The organism is Psychrosphaera sp. F3M07 (assembly GCF_018860345.1).
GTDB classification, from domain to species: Bacteria; Pseudomonadota; Gammaproteobacteria; order Enterobacterales; family Alteromonadaceae; genus Psychrosphaera; species Psychrosphaera aquimarina.
On sequence record NZ_JAHKPJ010000029.1, the window covers coordinates 14,079 to 29,470 of the forward strand.

At 38.1% G+C, this 15,392-nt stretch carries 13 protein-coding genes; 10 read left to right on the top strand and 3 right to left on the bottom strand.

Annotation, left to right across the window (positions count from 1 at the left end; all coding sequences use genetic code 11):
* The first annotated feature begins 115 nt into the window (after positions 1-115).
* Positions 116-865: a tRNA1(Val) (adenine(37)-N6)-methyltransferase gene (locus KO505_RS17230; protein WP_216056709.1), complete on the top strand. Its 750-nt coding sequence runs from the start codon at positions 116-118 to the stop codon at positions 863-865.
* A 21-nt stretch (positions 866-886) separates the two neighbouring features.
* Here KO505_RS17230 and KO505_RS17235 read toward each other — a convergent pair whose 3' ends face one another.
* Entirely contained in the window at positions 887-1,942 is a 1,056-nt protein-coding gene (locus tag KO505_RS17235) for an HDOD domain-containing protein (RefSeq protein WP_216056710.1), read from the bottom strand.
* 265 nt (positions 1,943-2,207) lie between these two features.
* Between KO505_RS17235 and KO505_RS17240 the strand changes: the two genes are divergently transcribed.
* Complete coding sequence (locus KO505_RS17240; RefSeq protein WP_216056711.1) at positions 2,208-4,412, top strand: S9 family peptidase; 2,205 nt, start codon at positions 2,208-2,210, stop codon at positions 4,410-4,412.
* A gap of 80 nt (positions 4,413-4,492) precedes the next feature.
* Here the strand turns inward: KO505_RS17240 and KO505_RS17245 are convergent, their stop codons facing one another.
* Both KO505_RS17245 and KO505_RS17250 read right to left on the bottom strand, forming a co-directional pair.
* Positions 4,493-5,359 carry a prohibitin family protein gene (locus tag KO505_RS17245; RefSeq protein ID WP_216056712.1) on the bottom strand — a complete coding sequence of 289 codons (867 nt, stop codon included), beginning with the start codon at positions 5,357-5,359 and terminating at the stop codon, positions 4,493-4,495.
* A 102-nt stretch (positions 5,360-5,461) separates the two neighbouring features.
* Positions 5,462-6,505, bottom strand: coding sequence for a YCF48-related protein (locus tag KO505_RS17250; RefSeq protein WP_216056713.1), 1,044 nt, complete (start codon positions 6,503-6,505; stop codon positions 5,462-5,464).
* A gap of 312 nt (positions 6,506-6,817) precedes the next feature.
* Here KO505_RS17250 and KO505_RS17255 point away from each other — a divergent pair, with 312 nt between their 5' ends.
* From KO505_RS17255 to KO505_RS17290, 8 genes are all read left to right on the top strand, one after another.
* Entirely contained in the window at positions 6,818-8,086 is a 1,269-nt protein-coding gene (locus KO505_RS17255) for an efflux RND transporter periplasmic adaptor subunit (protein ID WP_216056714.1), read from the top strand.
* A gap of 53 nt (positions 8,087-8,139) precedes the next feature.
* Positions 8,140-8,853, top strand: a complete 714-nt coding sequence (locus KO505_RS17260; RefSeq protein WP_216056715.1) for an ABC transporter ATP-binding protein — start codon at positions 8,140-8,142, stop codon at positions 8,851-8,853.
* A gap of 23 nt (positions 8,854-8,876) precedes the next feature.
* The gene (locus KO505_RS17265) at positions 8,877-10,166 is read left to right on the top strand and encodes an ABC transporter permease (protein WP_216056716.1); all 1,290 of its coding nucleotides are present in this window, start codon (positions 8,877-8,879) and stop codon (positions 10,164-10,166) included.
* Positions 10,167-10,174: 8 nt separating this feature from the next.
* Positions 10,175-11,416, top strand: coding sequence for an FtsX-like permease family protein (locus KO505_RS17270; protein WP_216056717.1), 1,242 nt, complete (start codon positions 10,175-10,177; stop codon positions 11,414-11,416).
* A 93-nt stretch (positions 11,417-11,509) separates the two neighbouring features.
* Positions 11,510-12,823, top strand: coding sequence for a sigma-54 dependent transcriptional regulator (locus tag KO505_RS17275; RefSeq protein ID WP_216056718.1), 1,314 nt, complete (start codon positions 11,510-11,512; stop codon positions 12,821-12,823).
* Positions 12,824-12,827: 4 nt separating this feature from the next.
* Positions 12,828-14,105 carry a PAS domain-containing sensor histidine kinase gene (locus tag KO505_RS17280; RefSeq protein WP_216056719.1) on the top strand — a complete coding sequence of 426 codons (1,278 nt, stop codon included), beginning with the start codon at positions 12,828-12,830 and terminating at the stop codon, positions 14,103-14,105.
* A gap of 138 nt (positions 14,106-14,243) precedes the next feature.
* The gene (locus tag KO505_RS17285; protein ID WP_216056720.1) at positions 14,244-14,630 is read left to right on the top strand and encodes a hypothetical protein; all 387 of its coding nucleotides are present in this window, start codon (positions 14,244-14,246) and stop codon (positions 14,628-14,630) included.
* 274 nt (positions 14,631-14,904) lie between these two features.
* Positions 14,905-15,375 carry a hypothetical protein gene (locus KO505_RS17290; protein WP_216056721.1) on the top strand — a complete coding sequence of 157 codons (471 nt, stop codon included), beginning with the start codon at positions 14,905-14,907 and terminating at the stop codon, positions 15,373-15,375.
* Positions 15,376-15,392 lie beyond the last annotated feature (17 nt).

A 15,392-nucleotide genomic window follows, 5' to 3' on the forward strand; every position in this document is an offset into this window, starting at 1 on the left:
GATGGATAAAACACAATATTGATGTAAAGCTGTCACTAACGACTAACTTACAAAACATCAATGCAAAATATTTTGCTATTATAGCGGAATTAGTTACAAGACGGATACCCTAATCTTGAGAAGTCCTGCGCCAGCCGACTTTTGTTTTAAACAATTTTCTATTTGGCATCAACAATGTGCAATGAAAGTGAATACCGACGGGATTCTATTAGGCGCATGGGCCCATATTGGTCATGCTAAAAACATTCTGGATATTGGCACCGGAACAGGGCTGATTGCATTAATGTTAGCTCAACGCAGTCAAACGTTAACGGATATACCAAATATATCAGCATTAGAGATTGATTTAGACGCTTATCAACAAGCTCAATTTAATGTTGATCAATCACCTTGGGCTTCACAAGTTACTGTATTCCACCATGACTTTTTAACTTGGCAACATGAACAAAAAATTGAAAAACAGTGTTTTGATCTTTTAGTTTCCAACCCGCCTTATTTTGAAGATTCATTGTTAAGCGCCAGCCCAAATAAAAACTTAGCAAGGCACACTAAACACATGGGGTTTGAACAGTTATTACAAGCTGCTGACAATTTGTTATCTGACGAGGGAGAATTTAATTTAATCTTACCGATAAAGCAGGCTGAGCTAGTTATCGAATTGGCTTTATCGTTAAACATGCAATTAACCAGACAAACTCGGGTTAAGACCACCCCTAAAAAACCAATCAGCCGTTTATTGTTTTGTTTACGTAAAACAACATCACCTCTGAGCGTGATGTCTAACGACCTAACAATCAGAGATGAGAATAATCAGTATAGTGCCGAGTATAAGGCTTTATGCAAAGCCTTCTACGTTAAAATGTAATTGATTTAACTAGCTTCAATATCAAGCGGCTTCGTCTAATATTTCTTTTGCTAATTCAATAGCCTGAACCGAGGCTTTGGTTTTATGTTGAAGATCTAACAACTTAGCTTCAGTGATTCTTTTGGCTTTTAACATCAAGCAGTATTCACTAATGTTACTTGCATCATAAATGCATTTAGCTTCATCACTAAATTGCGATTCATCTTTGCCCAACTCAATTAATACTTCAATTAAGTGCTGAGGCAACTGCCAATGTTTAGCAATTAACACCGTCAGTTTATGTGAGTTTTCGGCCATTAAAATTTTAAAATGTTCACTGTCAGGTTTTGCATCTGGGTCAACATATTTAAATGCATCTATCATTAACTGAAAGATCACCATATCCCCTAAGTTTTTTAATAACCCAACCAAGTACATGCTTGGCGCTTGTTCTTTTGGTAAACTTTTTAATGCTAATTGTTGTGCATAGGTTGCTGAGTTTAAGCTATGCGCCCAAATCTTCTCGCCAAACAATTTAAAGTATAAATTTGAACTGGAAGCAAAACGTTTTAAATGAACTTCAATAACACCGGCTTTCAGCCCTTCCGCTCCCATATACATAAAAGCTTTATGTAAGTCGGTCACTTCTTTTGAACCACGTTTATAACGAGTTGAATTAGCTAATTTAATGATCTCTGCCGCCATACTCGGTTCTTGCTCTATGACGGTTAATAATTCACTCAAATCAAATTCAGCAGAACCAATTAGCGACATCACTTTTACCAGTGAATTAGGTTTAATTGGCAATGCATTTAATACATCCGTAGGATCATATAAAACTTCAGCTAATTTAGAAGCAACATATAAACTCAACTGATCTTGAGAGTTCGCTTTTTTAGAATCACCAAATAGATAGTCATAAAATGGGTTGGTATTCACCCTTTTATCGGCTTGAACATCTCCCGCTGAGGCTAGTTTTTCAGCAATATCTTGTTCGGCCTTGCTTAAACGTCTTCCACGTTCAAATGACACATAATCGGGGATAAAATCTTGATCCACAAAGGATGGAAATACAGCCTGAATTAAGGACTTAAACATCTTGTTCCTATTAACGACGATACTTAACGACTAAGTATTCGCTAAACATAAATTTCTTGCTGCCATTTGTCCAGTAAATACCTTGATACAGAATAAGCTTTTGTTCAATTTTAATATTCCTCTGATAAATAGTGTTGATTATCTCAAATCTGTATATTGGTAATTTCATCCATCAACATACTCTGGCATCATCCAGTTCAATATGAGAACGACGCGTTCTGATAAGTATGAATTACCCAAACATCAACAAATATAAGAATGAACTATGAAACAATTTATAAACATATTACTTGTTGCATTGATGGCATTGTCATCCGTTGTACAAGCCGAAAAAATAAGTTTAGAGCGCATCTACTCTGATCCTTCATTGTCGGGAAAAACACCTAGAAACCTCACCGTTTCTCCAGATGGACAACGCGCAACATACATACAATCTCGTGCCGATGACTATAACCGTTACGATTTATGGGAATATAATGTTCAATCAGGTAAACGTTCTATGTTGGTTGACTCAGCCGCATTAATGTCTGGTGAAGAAAACTTATCGGATGAAGAAAAGGCACGTCGCGAACGTTTACGTATTTATGGTAAAGGTATTCTTCAATATACATGGTCTGCTGACGGTAAAGCCTTAATGTTCCCTTTAGCGGGGGACGTATATTATTACCAACTCTCTACCAAAAAAGCCGTTAAGTTAACTAACTCAGAAGGTTTTGCCACTGACGTTAAGTTCTCGCCAAAAGGCAATTACATCTCTTATGTGTTAGATCAAAATCTATATATTATTGATATAAAATCCGGCAAAACGAAAGCCTTAACCACACTTGGTGGCGGTAATATCAAATTTGCGATGGCAGAATTTGTTGCCCAAGAAGAAATTGACCGAATGACTGGTTATTGGTGGTCTGGCGATGAATCTAAAATTGCATTAACCAAAGTAGATATGTCTCCGGTAGAAGTGGTCACTCGAAACGAAATATACGCTGATAGCATTAAGCTTGTTGATCAACGTTACCCATTTGCCGGAACACCTAATGTTAATATTGAATTAGGAATTATGGATGTTAATGGTAAAGCAGATGATATTCGCTGGATCGATATGGGAGCAGATAAAGACATTTATCTAGCGCGTGGTCATTGGTTACCAAATAATAAAACCTTTAGTTATCAGTGGCAAAACCGTACTCAACAATTGCTTGAATTACGTTTTGTAAACGCTAAAACATTAGAACAACAAGTGGTTATTCAAGAGAAATCGGATACTTGGGTGAACATCCATGATTCACTTAAATATCTAGATGATAGCTTTATTTGGGGCTCTGAACGTGACGGCTTCCACCACCTTTACCAATTTGATTACAAAGGTAAATTAATCGCACAACTGACTAAAGGCGATTGGGTTGTTGATGCATTAAAAGCCGTTAATAAAAAGACAGGGGATATCTTTTTTACTGGCCGCAAAGACACGCCACTTGAAAGCCATGTATATAAAGTAAACCTGAACAAACCTAACAAGATCACTCGTGTTTCAAAACGTGACGGCTATCACCGAGTTAGCTTTTCTAAAGATGCCAGCATCTACCTAGATTCGTACTCCAACATTATGCAGCCAACTCAAGTGAGCTTACATAAAGCCAATGGGCAGCACATCACTTGGATGGAAGAAAATAAAGTTGATAAAGATCACCCGTTTTATTCATACAAGTCTGACTTTATTAAACCTAGATTTGGTACGTTAAAAGCAGAAGACGGACAAACTTTGTATTACCGTATTTTTGAACCGGTTGGGTTTGAAGGGAAACGTCCGGTGATTAACTTTGTTTACGGTGGCCCAGGTTCACAACAGATCACCAATAGTTGGAGTGGCCGTAACGCTTTATTCCAACACTTAACCCAAAAAGGTTATGTGGTATTTACCTTAGATAATCGTGGTTCGGCTAATCGTGGTAAAAAGTTTGAAGACCCTATCTACAAACATTTAGGTGATGTAGAACTTAAAGATCAATTAACCGGCATTGAGTACGTTAAAACCTTAGACTTTGTAGACCCTGATCGTATTGGTATTTATGGCCATAGTTACGGTGGTTACATGACTATTATGGGTATGTTTAAGGCGCCAGACGTTTATAAAGTTGGCGTATCAGGCTCACCAGTTACAGATTGGGGTTTATATGATACTCACTACACAGAACGTTTTGCTGGACATCCAGGTAATAACAATGAAGATTACGACATCAGCAATGTATTCCAATACGCCGACGGCCTTTCTGGTGACTTATTGATTTATCATGGTATGGCAGACGACAATGTATTGTTTACCAACTCAACTAAGTTATTCAAACACTTACAAGACTTAGGCAAAACCTTTGACGTGATGACCTATCCGGGTAGCAAACATAGTATTCGTGGCAAAAAGACAGGCTTACATTTAGCCAAAACGATTGTTCGCTATTTTGACAAAAACTTATAAGAATTGAAGCTTTAATAAACACAAATAAAAACGCCCTAATTATGAAATTAGGGCGTTTTTTTATAACTATATTTTTTAACTTAATTTTTAGATTTCTCTCTCATATCTAAAATTGGCATATTGCTGCTGCCTAATATGGTTGCAGGTAATTTGCCATCCCAGTTTTGGGCTTCAGTTAACTTAACAATTAAAGGGTTATTTACAAGTGCTTTTGCTTTAGCCGTAATTGACTCTGCTTCTGCCAAGCCTTTAATTCTGATAGATTCAGCTTCAGCAATAGCAATCAAACGAATACCGTCTGCTTTGGCTTTTGCTGTATTTACGTCACGCTGCGCTTCTAAGTTTTGTCTCGCAAGTTTATGTTTTTCAGCATCAGCAAGATTTTTTTCTGTTTGTTTAGTTTCAATCGACGTTAAGTATTTAGCGGGGAGTTTAATGTCTTCAATTTGAATATTGTCTACCGTTACAGGGAAGTTTTTCATTTCTTCAATTAAATTAGCTTCAATGGCTTGAATCGCGCTTGCTCTATCTTGAATTAGTTTTTCCGCATCAAATTGAGGGATCACGTCTTTAGTCGCAGATCTAAACCTTGGATCTAGTATTCTATTTTCAAACTGAGATAGACCGCCATATTGTCTGAATAAGTCTAACGCGGCCGCTTTATCAACCGTCCAGTTTACCGACACGCTTATTGTAACTGGCATTTGCTCTTTGGTGCTTGATGCCATTTTTTCTTCATTTTTACGTGTTCTTACTTCAATCTCTTCAACACTATCTATGAAAGGGATTTTAAAGTGTAAACCCGGATTCACTTGGGTTTTAGCTTCACTAAAGCGCTTAACTATACCAATATGACCTTCATTAACTGTATAAACTGATCCCAGTAGTGATATTACGATAGCGGCACCTAGTGCAATTTTTTTAAACGGGATGTTCACTTTTGTCATTAAAATATTCCTTATTATATGTATTTAAATCGTTATTTATTCCACACGTCACTTTCGTTACTAAACTGAATTTATCAGTGTAAACATAAAGTTGGTGACGCCTTACCAAGCTATTGTAACTACGGTTCCGTTGGCTCCAACTCCCCAACAGTTATTGTCTTTACAAGCCATGGCCCAAATGTCTAGGTCAGATAGTTTACGCCATGCAGTTTTGTTTTTGTTTAGAACGGCAATCCCTTCAGGGTTAGTGATGAATACATGTTCTTTGGTAATCGCCGAACCATAAACCGCCCCAGTTAATGGAGCACCTAACAATGAATGCCAACTAGAGGTACTCAAAGAATATTTATAAACCGGGGTAGCAACACCTTTAGTTTTTAAGCTGCCACCAAAGGTATACAAATTATCTTTATCAAATTGCACTGAAAAAATACCTGCCGCTTCCCCACCTTTGTAAGGAGAAGTTATTGACTGCCATGCTTGATCTTTCTTTTTAATTAACAGTCTTGGGTTTTCAGCATTGCCTGTTCCAATTGCAATATCACCTTGTTTATTGTGATTCAAACAAGTACCACTTGATGCAAACCCACCTTCGTCGGCTTGAGCTTTAAATGGCATAGTTATCGGCTGCCAAGTTTTCGCACCGTCAGTGGTTTTTAATATTGAAAACTGCTTGTCAGCGGAGTCTCCATAAAGCCATCCTGTTGTACTGTTTAACATACTAAAACAGTCATAAAAGGTTTCAGGAGTTTGCCCTTGATTGGTTAATGACCAAGACTCACCTTTATCATCAGACATATACAAACGTGAATCAGCTCCCTCACCCGCACTCATTAAGATGATTTTATTGTCCACAACTTGAATGTCTCTGAACTGTAAATCTTTACCTGTATCCGGTGTTTTAACGGCGCTCCATGATTGGCCAAGATCCGCTGAATGATAAACCGAAGAATTAGTACCACTTACCCACAAGCCGCCTTTCTCATCAATAGAGATAGCTTGAAAACGATTGCCTGTGGAAATTTGTTTAGAAGTGATCACAAAGTCAGTAGACGCTGTCACTGTAGCGGTCATGCTCGTTTGAGCAGCAACGCCTAAGCTAGAAATTAAACTCAAAAACGAACTTGCTAATAAAAAGATCTTCATAAAAACTCCTAAGGTAAAACAACATGTTATACCAAGTTTACCCACTGCACTTGGTTTTCTTAAGCTTTAATTTTTGCTCTGCTTTTATCTCAACATAAACGTTTGATTTGAATGAAGTTCAATTAATAAACCTCAGCCAATATCAACAAGTGTCCATTATGTATAAACGGACACTAGCGGACACTTTTAACTGTCCGAACGGACACTGTCACAAAGTTAAAAATACAATTAAACCAATATAAACAGTAACTTAACCTTTTGGCACATGACTCGCAATATACTCCTTATATTGTTCAACAGCAGTGAAAAAACATGATCAACAATACCAGCGGACAAGACGAAGTAATTAATAAAACGATTAACCCTAAGCCTTGGAAAAAGGTGATGGTTATTTTATCCATCATGGTTGCCGTTACATGGGTTAGTTTGCCAACGTTAAATCAATGGATGGGTGGCATACCTAATATTGATTCAAACATAATTAATAGAGCCAAAGTGTTTAAAGGGACGTTAATCAGAGACGTTGCAGTAAACGGTAAACTGGTCGCCGCTAATGCACCAACCTTGTACAGCTCGGAAGCGGGTCAAGTAACGTTAATTGCAAAACCCGGTGATATAGTGGAAAAAGGTACCATAGTCGCCACTATTGCTAGCCCAGAATTACAATCCACGATTAAACAAGCCACCGCAACATTAGAACGTCTAAGAATAGAAGCCAGTCGTGGGGAATTAAGCGATAACGAGGCCCTACTAGATTTGGAGCGCAGCCTCGACTCAGCGCAAATTTATTATAATGCCAGTGTTAGAGAGCTTACTCGTGCAGAGTTATCGTTTGAGAAAAAAGTGATCAGTGAATTAGAGTTAGTCACCAAACAAGACTCAAAAACTGAAAGTGAGTTGTTGTTAAAACACGCCCATAAGCGTGTTGAGTTATCTAAAAAACGCTTAGATTTTGAAAGGCAAACCCGTACATTTTTTGTAAAAAGCCAACAACTAGTAGTTGATGAATTACAACGTCGTGTTGAATTACTTAATGTTAGAGCGCCAGTTACTGGCGTGGTTGGTAACTGGTTGGTGCAAAAGAAAGAGCGAGTAACTGATGCACAAGCCATTATGACTATTGTTGATTTGAGCCAATATGAGGCTGAGCTAAATGTCCCTGAATTTTATGCCGACGATTTAGGTTTAGGACTGGATGTACAGATCACTATTTCTGGCAAAACACTCCTAGGTAAGGTTATTTCAATATCGCCTGAAGTAAACAATAGCCAAGTGGCCGTTAGAGTGTCCATCGCTGATATCAACGATATCCAACTACGTCAAAATCAACGCTTAAATGCACGCATTGAATTTGAGAAAAAAGACAATGTATTAATGGTCAAACGAGGTAGTTTTTTAGCCAGTCACGCAGGTAAAGCGGCGTATTTAATCACTGACAATACAGCAAACAGAAAGCCAATTTCAGTAGGCGCACAGAGTGTTGAATTCATTGAAATCACTTCTGGTTTAAATGCGGGTGATGAAATCATTATTTCATCCACTGAAACCTTTGATGCTCATCAAAGTGTCTTACTAAATTGAAAAACACCAATATTTTAATTAACCGAATTTAAAGAGTTATTAGGAAAAAAATTATGCTTAACATGAAAAACATCAGCCGTATTTATCGCAGCGACACGATTCAAACTCACGCATTACGTGACTTCAATTTAGATGTAAAAGAAGGTGAATTTGTTGCGGTAACAGGACCGTCTGGATCAGGTAAATCAACATTTTTAAATGTTGCAGGGTTATTAGATAGCTTCGACGAAGGTTCTTACGAACTAGACGGGGTAAACATACAAGGACTTAACGATGACGAATTATCGCGTTTACGTAACGAAAAAATTGGTTTCATTTTTCAAAACTATAATCTCATTCCCGACTTTAACTTGTTTGATAATATTGATATGCCATTACGCTATCGTGGTTTTACTGCTGGGGAAAGAAAACGTCGCATTGTTAATGCTTTAGAACAAGTCGGGTTAGCCAGCCGAGCCAAATACCTACCAAGTCAATTATCTGGTGGGCAACAACAACGTGTGGCGATTGCCAGAGCGTTAGCTGGTGAACCTAAAATATTATTAGCCGATGAGCCGACGGGAAATCTAGATTCATTAATGGCTCGCCAAGTGATGGAATTACTACATACCTTAAACGACACTGGTAGTACGATTATCATGGTAACGCATGACCCAGATCAGGCTCGTTCTGTTGGTCGAAACGTCCAAGTTATTGATGGTCAAATTACGGATCACAGCGTGTACGCCCCAACTCACGACAATGCCACTATTCCGGTAAACGTTTAAGGGTTAAATATTAAGGACTAATCATGGAAATGTTTAACTATTATCTTAAATTAAGCGTGCGCAATTTAATCCGTAACAGATTGTTTTTTATTTTAATGATCTCAACCTTAGCGATTGGTGTGGGCGTATTTTTGGCTAATATCGCCATCATTAAAACCATGTCGTCAGACCCAATCCCGCATAAAAGTGACCGTATCTTTAATGTCTCACTTAATGTTTGGACCGGAGACAATCCAGATGCAAAGTTAATTGAAGTTATGCGTTACGACGACGCCATGCATATCTTAAAAAATGACATCGCAACCCACACTATGGTGCATTACCAATCGCAGGTTTATGCCAGAGATATTAATTCAAAAAGCCTTACGCGACATCAAGCAGTTGTACGTGCCACTACACCCGGCTTTTTCCCATTAACAGAAGCTCCTTTTGCCTATGGTGGCGTTTGGCAACAAGACCACGCTAAACAAATCGTTATAGGTGACACACTCAACCAACAAGTATTTGGCGGTGGAAATAACGTTGGTAAAGCCTTAGAAATAGACGGTAAAGCGTTTGAAGTAGTTGGGATATTAAAACCCTGGGAACTAAAACCTCTTTATTATCATGCCGCTTATGGACAAAAGTTTAAAACCACGGATGATATTTACGCACCGATTGAAACGGCGCTAGATAATGAATGGGCAATCAATGTAAGAAGCACCTCTACCGACCGTATTAACTCAGTGTCCGATAATCGTGGTAAAAATGGATACTTTATTCAAGCGTTTGTACAACTTGAAAATCCACAACAAAAAAATGCGATGCAAGCGTATATCGATAATTACTCGCAACATAGACAAGAGCAAGGCGAGGTATTAAGAGCGAATGAGAACCGTTTATTAGATGTAAATCAATGGTTGGATCATAAAGAAGTCGTTGACGAACGCATGATAGCCTTTGCGTTAGCAACATCACTATTTTTAGCGGTTTGTATATTTAACGCTAGCAGCTTGTTATTAGCCCGCTATCACAGTGCGCGTTTTGAAACGGGTTTAAGACGTGCGGTGGGCGCCAGAATGAAAGATGTATTTTATCAAGGGTTGGTAGAAAGCATATTAATTGGTTGTGTCTGCGCTGTGTTTTCCCTATTTTTTGGTTGGTTATTTTTACAAATATCCACAAGGTTATTCCCTGCACTAGAACGAACCAGTGATATCGACTTCTCACTTATTGCCATTGGGATTTTCGTGGCGTTAGTGACCTCTTTCATAAGTATGTTGTATCCATTGATTCGTTCTTGTAGAACGCCATTATCAACGACGTTGAAATAGGAATTAATATGAATATCAAAGCATTATTAAAAGCATTACGCCTGCGCAAGTTTGCAACAGGATTATTATTACTACAATTGAGTCTAACTATAGGTCTAATGGTTAATACGGTCATTTTAACTAACTCAGCCATTGAAAAGTTAAACAAGCCATTAGGTTTTGATGTAGAGCAACTTATTTCAGTTGATTTGTTACCAACATCAGGTGCTTATAGAGACACGAATTATTATCAGTCGATAACCAAACAAGACATAGCTAAGATAACCGCGATGGACGGCGTGATCAGTGCCGCATATTACAACCAACTGCCAATCCAAAATGGCGGTTGGAATGGTAATGTTCAAGCCGCTGACTTTCCTGACGATGCCGTATTAGCGAGGGAGTTGAGAAACATTCCACAATTTTATACCAGTGAAATTGGCTTAGCTAATTTAGGAGTCGAAATTATTGAAGGTCGTGCGTTAAATGCCTCTGACGATATTACCAGCGACTTTTATAATCCCGCTAAGAATAAGGATGACATAGAGCAAAATATCATCTTAACTGAGTCACTTGCCAAAGCGGTATTTCCAGACAGAGTGGCTATAGGTGAGTTAACCAACAATGGCCGAGTTGTTGGAATTGCTAAAGATTTTGTGATCAGTCCTTCACATAAAGGCAAGGCAAAATATTACGGATTATTTGGTAATTTCCTCTTTTCACAATCAGATTTTGAACAACATTACGTGGTGCGAGTTGAGCCAGGAAAAGTTGAACAAGTACAAGCAAAATTAAGTGACACTATTTTATCAGTTCAAGCAGAACGTGACATTATTCAAGTGCAAAGCATGACGGAACGTCTAAAAAATTATTACAGCCAAGACTCAGGTTTAGCGAGTTTATTCGCCATGTTATCGTTATTAATGATTCTAGTAACTGTGGTTAGTAGTTTTGCCCATGCGCATTTTCATGTTACTCAGCAACGAAAGTTTATTGGTATTCGCCGTGCCCTTGGTGCACGTAAAAAAGACATTATGTTATATGTATTTAGTGAAAACTGGTTACTCAACTTAGGGGCAAGTATCATTGGCGTTGCCACTATGATTGGATTAAACATTGCATTGTCACAAGTCATTACTATCGATAAACCAAGCGTATTATTATATGCTCTGGCGGTATTTGTTGTATTTGCAGCTGGGTCGTTAGCGACTTGGTTACCGGCTTATAAAACCACTAAAATATCACCAGTAATAGCCACAAAAACACTGTAATATCCATTGGTAATACGGATCAATAGCCGTTATTGACTTAACGGCTATGCATACATAGAAAATGACTAACGATTAAGTAAGGGATAAATAATAATGAAGCGGGTTTTAGTGGTTGATGATAATCCAGATATATTAGATGCGCTGGATTTATTACTGAGTTTGCATGACTACCAAGTCACAACAGCAAGCACAGTGAAAGACGCCGTCATCGCCGCTAATAACCAGTCGATAGATTTAATTATTCAGGATATGAATTTTAGCCAAGGGACCACCTCTGGTGCTGAAGGTAAATCACTGTTTTATCAATTAAGAGAATTATTACCTACAACACCAATTATCCTGATAACCGCATGGAGTCAGTTAGAAATGGCAATTGAATTGGTTAAATCAGGTGCCACCGACTACTTACCGAAACCTTGGAATGACGAAAAATTACTGGAAGTAATTGCGGCCAATATTAATCTCAAATCATCGAGCCATAAACAAAATCAGGGCACAACCAACAGGTCCACTAATACGCCAAAATTTATTGTGGAAAGCCAACCAATGAAGCAACTGATTGCAATGGCAAACAAAGTTGCAGTCAGTGACATTAGTGTTTTAATCACGGGGGCTAACGGCAGTGGCAAAGAACGCATTGCTGATTACATTCATCAACACTCCCCACGTCAAAACTATCCTTTTATCAAGGTTAATATGGGCGCGTTAGCCAGTGAATTGATGGAAGCTGAGTTGTTTGGTGCAGAAAAAGGAGCTTATACCGGCGCAACCACCACACGTGTAGGCCGATTTGAAGCCGCAGATGGCGGTACATTATTTTTAGATGAAATTGGTAACTTATCTCTTGCAGGCCAAATGAAATTACTGCGCGTATTACAAACGGGCCAGTTTGAACGTGTTGGTTCTAGCGAGACTATTAGTGTAGATGTTCGTGTTATTAGTGCAACTAACAGCAACTTACTCCAAGCCATCGCAGACGGTTCATTCCGTGAGGATTTATACTACCGCCTTAACGTTGTTGAATTAAATTTACCACCACTACGAGAAAGAAAAGATGACATTATTCCTCTAGCTCGTCACTTTGTATCAGGTAGTCACATATTAGCAGATGAAACTGAGCAGCTGTTAAGCCAACAACCTTGGTTAGGCAATGTTAGAGAATTAGAAAATCAATGCCAACGCGCCATGGTACTTTGTAATGGGGATACATTGTTGCCCGAACACTTTATGCTTGATGCTAAAGCCCCAAGGATAGCCAGTTCTGCTCACATTGATGATGACAAGATGCAGGTAAAATCCGTCTTAGACAAACACCAATGGGTCATTGCAAGAGCTGCAAATGAACTTGGATTAAGTCGCCAAGCCTTGTACCGTCGTATTGAAAAACATAACCTAACACAAGAGTAATAATATGCGCCTCATTCTATTTTTAGGTTTGTTGCATTTAACATTAATGACGGCAACTTATTACTTTATAAATCAATATCCTATTTCAATTTTGGCCTTATTAATAACATCATTGATCACCACATATTTATTATTAAAAAGACAATATCAACGACACCAGACCATTTTACAAAGTCTCGATCATGGCTTACAAAGTTTGCGTGATAATGACTTTTCCATCAGTTTAAGTCAGCAAAAAGAAACCAGTTACAATCCACTCATTAACGCCTTTAATCAAACCAGTGCCAATTTACGGCACGAGCGGCAACGGTTGTATCAACGTGAAATGATGTTAGACAAGGTATTAAACGCCTCCCCCATGGTAACCATATTAGTGGATCATCGGGATACTATTGTATTTACCAATAACAGTGCCCAACAGGCGTTTGAATTAAATGGTTCGATTGTAGGACGTAACTGGACTCAATTAGTTAATTCTTTAGCACCTGAGTTCCAACATGCCCTAAACCATCAAGGTGAGTCCATATTCACATTAACGGACAATCAAGGCGCGCAACAAGCTTGGCATGTAACCAGTTCTCAAGTCACGATTCATCAGGCTCGTCATCAGTTATTTTTACTAAAAAGTATCACTCAAGAGTTATCCAAACAAGAAGTGGCGACTTGGAAAAAAGTAATAAGTGTTATCAGCCACGAACTTAACAACTCCATAGCGCCTATAAGCTCTATGTGTCACAGTGGGGAATTACTAGCTAAGAATTTAGATGAACCTCGGTTAAACCGCGTTTTTAATACGATAAGTGGCCGAGTTAACCATCTAAACGATTTCATTAAAGGTTACGCCACATTGACCAAAGTAAAAATGCCAAACAAAGCACCGGTCAACTGGCCGGCATTAATAGAACAACTACAAGTTTTGTATGCCTTTGAACTTACTACTGAGTTACCCACAGTAAAGCTAGAAGCAGACATTGCACAACTAGAGCAAGTATTTATTAATGTGCTTAAAAATGCCCATGAAGCCGACAATACCGGCAAGATTACACTTGGATTTTCTACCACCAGCAACACCATAGAAATGACCGTAAACGACAACGGCAACGGCATGTCTGCGGAAGTTTTACAAAACGCCTTGTTACCATTTTATTCTACAAAACATTCTGGCACCGGACTTGGTTTGGCGTTATGTCGCGAGATCATTGAAGCCCATAATGGAAAGTTATTATTTAATAACCGTGAACAAGGCGGATTATGTGTGCTGATAATTTTGCCATTTGAATAAACGTAAACTTTGTGACAAACCTTTATTAACTATTTTAATTAACCAAAGCTTAAAGTCTTGTCGATTACAAAAGGTTACAGTTTGATCAAATCAATTTTGATAAAGTCATAATATTAAATGGAATGACAGAGATTCATTATGAAATCACTTTGTATTACATTGTTCACCCTAATTCTAACAGGCTGTGACGATAGGCTTAGTAGCTCTGGAGACGGAAGTAATCTAACTATCTTAACGACCGATATCGCAGGAAAGCGCTTGCCAATAAACCGAGTCTATTGGGTTTACGATTCTGAGCCAAACGTATTACATGAATTAGAATGTAAAACTGAGTTATGTGACAGCTGGTACTTACCTGTTGAAATTGAAGGGAATATAGCAGTGTTTGCTGAAAATGCGGTACCGTTTGACAATGACCCATACTGCGCAGAAGTCTATAGCGGTGAAAAAAGTATATTAATAGACAAAAACCAAGCACAAACCATAACGATAGAAGTTAAATACTCAGATTCGTTTTGCCAGTAATATCCACATCATAAACGCGATAAGCCCAAATCACATTTAACACTTTTTGCCAGAACTTAACCAAGACTAACCATTGGTTAAGTTCAAAAGGCAGAGTTTTTTTGTTAGCTTGAGTATGCCCCCAAAGCAGCTGTAAGCTGTAAGAATGGCTTCGCCACTAGCGGGAAGAAAAAACAAAGGTACAAAAAGCTAGTTACGAGTTAATCTTAAATTTTGTATGTACATGATCTAGGTAAATAAATAGATATTTGTTATTAGTGTGGGTAAGATTAAAATGACCGCTATGTGCGGTAGAAATACGACCCTTTGGGTCGATATTAAGTTGTTATATATTCAGGAAAGTTTTGTGGTAGTCGAAGAGTTAGGTCCTCTATATTTTGATGAGAGATTTGAAAGTGATATCGAATCAATAAATGATTCGGCTAATGGACTTTTTATAATCATTGAATCAAAAAATGAATTAGGCAAGGATATGAGGCTTAAGCTTAGCTTTGAGTTGTCTATGGCTTATAGATATCTTGATGAAGCTGATCTTTCATATTATTGGAAAACAGGATTATTTTCTTCACGCTACCATGTTTATCAAATATTTAATGGTGGCTGGTCGAATGGCGAGCCTCGACATAAAGGTGTTATGGTTTTTACCGACGCGTGTAAAAATAAAGAATATTTCATTGCTACTTCAAATGGTTGTATGAATGTAGTTAGTGATAATCCGCCAGTGATTGAGATATTGAATATATAACACATATGAGCCTTCTC